A 6,614-nucleotide genomic window follows, 5' to 3' on the forward strand; every position below is an offset into this window, starting at 1 on the left:
TTCGCCGCCGCCTCGGAGCGGCTGCACCAGCTCGCGGACGAGTGGTCGCGCGCGCTCGCCGGCGGCGATGGCGCGGCGGCCTTCCTGGCGCCCGACGCCGCGCGGCTGCGAGAGCTGGGAGCGGCCGCGACGGACGAGGACGCCGCGGGGCGGGCCCTTGCCGACGGGTTCTCGCTCGAGACGCTGGAGGCCCTGACGCTCCTGCGGAGCCCGATGATCGCCGCCAAGGAGCGCGAGGCGAAGGCGGCGCTCGAGGGCTTCGACCAGGCCGAGCAGATCGATGTGGTCCTGCGGCGCTACGCCTCCCTGGTCGCCGCCGGGATGGGCAACGGCGCCGCCGCCGGCATGGCTCGCCCGCCGGAGTTCCCCTTCCCCGGGGTGCTGGCGCTCAAGGGGCGGATCGTCGCCGAGACGGTGCGCGCCGCTCGCGAGGAGCTGGAGGCGGCCAGGCGCGACGCGCTCACGATGGCGCGCAAGTCCTACTGGGAGCTGCGCTACGTCGTCGGCGCGATCGAGGCCACCTCCCGCACGATCGACCTGCTGGAGAACCTGAGCGCCTCTGTCTCGGCACGCTACGAGGCCGGCGAGACGAGCTTCCAGGACGTGGTGCGCGCGCGGATCGAGCGCGAGAAGGCCCTCGAGGAGCTGAAGACCCTGGCCGGGGAGCGCCGGAACATGGAGGCGGACCTCCGCGGCATCCTGGCGCTGTCCCCGCGGGTGGCGGTCGGGACGCCGGCGCCGCGCGAAATGGCCGCGACGCTCCCGGACCAGCAGGCCGTGGAGCGGCTGGCGCTCGAGCGGCGGCAGGAGGTGCGGGCCGCGGACGCGATGGTGCACCGCATGGAGCTGATGCTCGAGATGGTCGAGACCATGACGTACCCCGGGTTCGACCTCGGCCTCACGCCTGCTGCCGGCGGGCTGGCGCTCCCGGCGGCGGCACCGGGGTCGGGGGCGGACGCCGGCGCGATGGGCGCCGAGCGCGCGCGCGTGGAGCCGCCGCAACGGCCGTTCTTCGCCGCCGACGAATCCTACCTGCGCGAGCTGCGCCAGCGCGTCGCGATGCAGCGCAGCGAGCGCGATGCGGCGCGCGCAGCGACCCTCGTGGGCGTGCGCGCCGCGTGGTTCGGGCTCGACCGCGCGCGGCGCACTGCCGTCCTCTACGGCGAGCGGGTGCTCCCGCTCTCGCAGTCCGCGATCGACGCCTCGCTGCGCGGCTACACCGCCGGCCGGGTGGCGTTCTCGGACCTGCTCGAGTCCTTCACCGGCTGGCTCGAGGGCAACCTCGCGCTCGAGCGGGCCCGGGCCGACGCCGGCAGCGCGCGCGCCGTCCTGGAAGCCGCGGCCGGCACCGCCGGGATCGAGGAGACACCGTGAATTCCGCCCCGGGCGTGGGCGAGACCAAGGAGAGGCGACGATGAGCGAGGAAGCGACGAAGATCCGGAGGCAACACTCCCGCGTCTGGATCGCGGTCGGGGTCGCCGCAGTCCTGGGGCTGGCCGGGGGCGGGGTCGCCTGGTACCGCGGCGTGGCGGGCCCGGGCGGAAGCAAGGGGTCTACGCCCGCCACGGCGGAGAAGTACACCTGCGGCATGCACCCCTGGATCCTCGCCGACAAACCCGGCGACTGCCCCGTCTGCTACATGAAGCTGACGAAGATCGAGGCGCAGGCGGGCGCCGGCGCGCCCGCCGCCACCGGGGCGCCCGCCCCGGAGAAGAAGGCGGACGACTTCTTCGCCGACATGGGCGCCAAGAGCGCGGCGGCTCCGGGCGCAGAGCGCAGGGTCCTGTTCTACCGCAACCCGATGAACCCGATGGTCACCTCGCCGACGCCGGCGAAGGACGAGATGGGCATGGACTACGTGCCGGTCTACGCGGACGAGGCGCAGGCGGGCGGAGCGGGCGGGGGCGTCGAGGGGCTGGCCACCGTGCGCGCGAGCGAGGACGTGCTGCGGCGCTCGGGCGTGCAGACCGCGCCGGCAATCCGCTCGCTCGCCGGCCGGACGATCCGCGCCGTCGGGATCGTCGTCCCCGACGAGACGCGCGTGCGCCGCGTGCAGACGAAGGTCGAGGGCTGGGTCGAGCGTCTGCTGGTCAACTTCACCGGCGAGCTGGTCACGGCCGGCCAGCCGCTGGTGTCGATCTACGCACCGGAGCTGCTCGCGACCCAGGAGGAGTACCTGCGCGCGCGGGCGACCGCCGCCCGCTTCGCCGCGTCGACCGACCCGGCGGCGCGCGACATCGGCGAGGACCTTGTCCGCTCGGCGCGCCGGCGCCTTGAGCTCTTCGACGTGCCGGAGGCGTTCATCAGGGAGCTGGAGGCCAGCGGCACGCCGCGCAAGAGCGTGACCCTCAACGCCCCGTTTGGCGGCTACGTCACCGCGAAGGAGGTCTTCGAGGGGCAGAAGGTCGAGCCGGGGATGGAGCTGTTCACGCTCACCGACCTCGCGCGCGTCTGGGTCGAGGTCTCGCTCTTCGAGTACGAGGCCGCCGCCGCGGTCGTCGGGCAGTCGGCGACCCTGACCCTGCCGCATCAGGCCGGCATCGCGCTCACGGGCAAGGTCACCTTCGTCAGCCCGGTGCTTTCCACCGAGAGCAGGGCGCTCACCGTGCGCCTGGAGTTCCCCAACCCCGGACTCGCGCTCAAGCCCCAGATGCACGTCGACGTCGCCCTGGTGCTCGATGCGGCCATGGGCGTCGTCGTGCCCGACGCCGCGCTGCTCGACACCGGCGTGCGCACGGTGGTCTTCGTCGAGACGCAGCCCGGGGTCTTCGCGCCGCGCGAGGTCACCGTCGGCGCGCGCAGCGAGGGCCGCGCCGAGATCCTCGCCGGCCTGCGCGAGGGCGAGCTGGTCGCCGTGAAGGCGAACTTCCTCCTCGATTCCGAGTCGCGCCTGCGTGCGGCGATCGAGCGCATGACCGCCCCGCCGGGAGGTGGCAAGTGAGCCTGCCGGGCGCCGGCAAGCCGACTTTCGTCCAGCGCGTCATCGAGTTCTGCGCGCACAACCGCGCGCTGACGCTGCTGGGCGTGGCGGTCCTCTGCGCCGCGGCCCTCTACACGCTCAAGCAGATCCGCCTCGACGCGCTGCCGGACCTCTCCGACACGCAGGTCATCGTCTACTCGCGCTGGGACCGCTCTCCCGACATCATCGAGGACCAGGTGACATACCCGATCGTCAGCGCGCTGCTCGGCGCGCCGCACGTCAAGGCGATCCGGGGGTTCTCGGACTTCGGCTTCTCGTACGTCTACGTGATCTTCGAGGACGGGACCGACATCTACTGGGCGCGCTCGCGGGTGCTCGAGTACCTCTCGAAGATCCTCTCGCGGCTGCCGGAGGGGGTGCGGACCGAGCTCGGCCCCGACGCCACCGGCGTCGGCTGGGTCTACCAGTACGCGCTCGCCGACCGCTCCGGGAAGCACTCGGTGGAGGAGCTGCGCTCGTACCAGGACTGGACGCTGCGCTACGCGCTGCAGTCTGTGCCGGGGGTCGCGGAGGTCGCCTCGATCGGCGGTTTCCAGAAGCAGTACCAGATCACCGTCGACCCGAACCGGCTCGCGGCGCACGATCTCTCGCTGGACATGGTCATGGAGGCGGTGCGCGACTCGAACAACGAGGTCGGCGGGCGGCTCATCGAGTTCTCGGGGGCCGAGTACATGGTCCGCGGCAAGGGCTACGCGCGGTCGCTGGCGGACTTCGAGCGGATCGTGGTCAAGACGGCGCCCGGCGGCGTCCCCGTGCTCCTGCGGGACATCGCGCGCGTGGAGATGGGCCCCGAGATCCGCCGCGGCATCTCCGACCTCGACGGCCTCGGCGACCACGTCGGCGGCATCGTCGTGATGCGCCACGGCGAGAACGCGCTGAATGTCATCGGGCGCGTGCGCCAGCGGCTCGACGAGCTCAAGCCCTCGCTTCCCCCCGGCGTCGAGGTCGTCACGACGTATGACCGCTCCGACCTGATCACGCGCGCGCTGGCGACGCTCAAGCACGAGCTGGTCCAGGAGATGATCATCGTCTCGCTGGTCATTCTCGTCTTCCTCTGGCACGTGCCCTCGGCGATCGTGCCGATCATCACCATCCCGGTCTCCGTGCTGCTCTCCTTCATCCCGCTCTACTTCATGGGGGTGACCGTCAACATCATGAGCCTCGCGGGGATCGCGATCTCGATCGGCGTGCTCGTCGACGGCGCGATCGTCGAGGTCGAGAACGCCTACAACAAGATCCACCGCTGGCAGGCGGCCGGCGGGAAGGGCGACTTCCACGCCGTGCGGCTCGAGGCGCTCAAGGAGGTCGGCCCGTCGGTCTTCTTCTCGCTGCTGGTCATCGCCGTGGCCTTCCTGCCGATCTTCGCGCTCGTCGACCAGGAGGGCAGGCTCTTCAAGCCGCTCGCGTACTCGAAGAACCTGGCGATGGGGCTCGCCGCGATCCTGGCGATCACGCTCGACCCGGCGCTGCGGATGCTGTTCGCGCGCATCGAGCCGTTTGCCTTCAAGCCGCGCTTCCTGGCGAAGCTCGCGACCACCGCGTTCGTCGGCAGGTACTACGCCGAGGAGCGCCACCCGATCAGCCGCGTGATCTTCCGCGTCTACGACCCGGCCTGCCGCTTTGTGCTGCGCCACCCCAAGGCGGTCATCGCCGGGGCGCTGGCGCTGGTGGCGGCGAGCCTGCCGGCGTATTTCCGCCTGGGCAGCGAGTTCATGCCGCCGCTCAACGAGGGGACGATCCTCTACATGCCGACGACCCTCCCGGGGATCTCGGTGGCGCAGGCGCAGGATCTGCTGATCGCCCAGGACAAGGTGCTGACCTCGTTTCCCGAGGTCGAGCGGGTCTTCGGCAAGGCCGGCCGCGCCGACACGTCGACGGACCCCGCGCCGTTCTCGATGATGGAGACGACCGTGGTGCTCAAGCCCGAGAGCCAGTGGCGGGCCAAGGAGCGCTGGTACTCCTCCTGGGCGCCCGGGTGGCTCAAGGCGCCGCTGCGCCCGATCTGGCCCGACCACATCTCCTGGGACGAGCTGGTGGCCGAGATGGACGGCAAGATGCGCTTCCTCGGCAACACGAACGCCTGGACCATGCCGATCAAGGCCCGCATCGACATGCTGACCACCGGGGTGCGCACCCCGGTCGGCATCAAGATCGCCGGCGCCGACCTGGCGCAGATCCAGAAGATCGGCGAGCAGCTCGAGGCGATCGTCGCCAAGGTCCCGGGCACGCGCAGCGTGTTTGCCGAGCGCGTGACCGGCGGGTACTTCGTCGACATCGAGCCGCGCCGCGACCAGATCGCCCGCTACGGCCTGACGATCGCGGCGGTGCAGCGGGTGATCATGACGGCGGTCGGCGGCGAGAACATCACGACGACCATCGAGGGTCGCGAGCGCTACGCCGTGAACATCCGCTACCCGCGCGAGCTGCGCGACGACATCGAGCGGCTCGGGCGCGTGCTGGTCACGGCCCCCGGACTGGGGGGCATGCGCCCGCTGCAGGTCCCGCTGGCGCAGCTCGCGGACATCCGCCTCGTCTCCGGGCCGGCGATGATCCGCAACGAGAACGGCTTTCTCTCCGGCTACGTCTACGTCGACCTGGCGGGCCGCGACATCGGCGGCTACGTCACGGAGGCCAAGAAGGCCGTGGCGGCGCAGGTCACGCTCCCCCAGGGCTACTCGCTGCAGTGGAGCGGGCAGTACGAGAACATGATGCGCGTGCGCGAGCGGCTCAAGGTGGTGGTGCCGATCACCCTCGTGCTGATCTTCGTGCTGCTCTACGCCAACACGCGCAGCGCCTTCAAGGCCGCGGTGGTCATGCTGGCCGTGCCGTTCTCGGCCATCGGCGCGATCTGGCTCTTCCACTTCCTGCACTACAACGTCTCGATCGCCGCCTGGGTCGGCATGATCGCCCTGCTCGGGCTCGACGCGGAGACCGGCGTCTTCATGCTGCTGTTCCTCGACCTCGCGCACGACGAGGCCAAGGCGGCGGGGAGGCTGCGCACGGGCGCGGAGCTGGACGAGGCGATCCTGCACGGCGCGGTCAAGCGCGCGCGGCCGAAGATGATGACCGTCGCGGCGGCCTTCATGGGCCTGCTGCCGATCATGTGGTCGACCTCGGCGGGCGCGGACGTCATGAAGCGCATCGCGGCGCCGATGATCGGCGGCCTGGTGACCTCGTTCGCGCTCGAGCTGCTGGTCTACCCGGCGGTCTACAAGCTCTGGAAACAACGCGAGATTCGCGCATGAGCACGAATCCGGAAGGACAGCAAATGCATGGTGATGGACCAGTCTGCATCTATGGATCCGCGCCTGCGCGCGGATCTGGAAACAGCGGGAGATTCGCGCATGAGCGCGAATCCAGAAGAACAGAATGCATGGTGATCGACGAGTCTGCACCTATGGATCCGCGCTTGGCGCGGATCTGGAAGCAGCGGGAGATTCGCGCATGAGCGCGAATCCAGAAGAACAGAATGCATGGTGATCGACCAGTCTGCACCTATGGATCCGCGCCTGCGCGCGGATCTGGAAACAGCGCGAGATCGGCGCATGAGCGCGAATCCGGAAGGACGGCAATGCGTGGTGATCGACCAGTCTGCACCTGTGGATCCGCGCCTGCGCGCGGATCTGGAGCGGGA

General features: G+C 70.7%; 3 protein-coding genes. All 3 read left to right on the top strand.

Annotation, left to right across the window (positions count from 1 at the left end):
• Positions 1-1,374 (top strand): TolC family protein (locus VI078_12090; protein HEY6000020.1); only part of this gene is annotated, 1,374 nt, incomplete at its 5' end.
• A 40-nt stretch (positions 1,375-1,414) separates the two neighbouring features.
• A complete protein-coding gene (locus VI078_12095) occupies positions 1,415-2,941 on the top strand; it encodes an efflux RND transporter periplasmic adaptor subunit (GenBank protein ID HEY6000021.1) in 1,527 nt (508 codons plus the stop codon).
• A 41-nt stretch (positions 2,942-2,982) separates the two neighbouring features.
• Positions 2,983-6,225, top strand: a complete 3,243-nt coding sequence (locus VI078_12100) for an efflux RND transporter permease subunit (GenBank protein HEY6000022.1) — start codon at positions 2,983-2,985, stop codon at positions 6,223-6,225.
• The last annotated feature ends 389 nt before the right edge of the window (positions 6,226-6,614 follow it).

The sequence above is a fragment of the bacterium genome (assembly GCA_036524115.1).
GTDB lineage: Bacteria > JAUVQV01 > JAUVQV01 > JAUVQV01 > DATDCY01 > DATDCY01.